The organism is Peribacillus sp. P4_C12 (assembly GCF_056402095.1).
On the sequence record NZ_JBFUIB010001073.1, the window covers coordinates 1 to 734 of the forward strand.

At 46.2% G+C, this 734-nt stretch carries 1 protein-coding gene; it reads right to left on the bottom strand.

The features are described from left to right. Window positions 1-734, bottom strand: a 734-nt coding sequence (locus tag AC1DUW_RS31395; RefSeq protein ID WP_477644517.1) for an aldehyde dehydrogenase family protein, incomplete at both ends; no start/stop codon positions are given.

A 734-nucleotide genomic window follows, 5' to 3' on the forward strand; every position in this document is an offset into this window, starting at 1 on the left:
GCATGGAGATCGCCATAGAAGGATTTCTTATAACCTGAGAATGGGAAGAATGCCATTGGTGCAGGTACTCCAAGATTGACCCCAAGCATACCTGCATCAATTTCTTCACGGAATTCACGAATGGCTTTAGCGCTATTGGTGTACAGGCATGCACCATTTGCGAATGGCGATGCATTAGCAACATTAATCGCTTCTGTCAAGTCTTTTACGCGTACAACAGAAAGAACCGGTGCGAAGATTTCATCCTGCCAGATTTTCATTTCCTGTGTCACATTGTCAAAAATCGTTGGGCCAACAAAATAACCTTGGCCGTTTGCTGCATCGTCTTCACGTCCGTCACGAATAAGTGTCGCTCCCTGCTCTACACCGGATTGAATGTAGCCGAGTGTCCGCTCTTTATGTCCTTCACGAATAACGGGACCAAGGAAAACACCTTCTTCCAGACCATTGCCAATAGTAATAACATTAGCCGCTTGAAGCAGTCTTTTAACGAGCTCATCTGCAACGTCTTCTTCCACGACAACAACAGCCGCCGCCATGCATCGTTCACCGGCTGAACCGAAGGCAGCATTTGTAATTTCTTTCGCTGCAGAACTAAGGTCCGCATCTTTTAATACGATCGAATGATTTTTTGCCCCTGCAAGAGCTTGTACACGTTTGCCGTTAGCTGCTGCAGTTTTGTATATATACTCAGCCACAGGTTGAGAACCAACGAAGGATACAGCCTTCACATC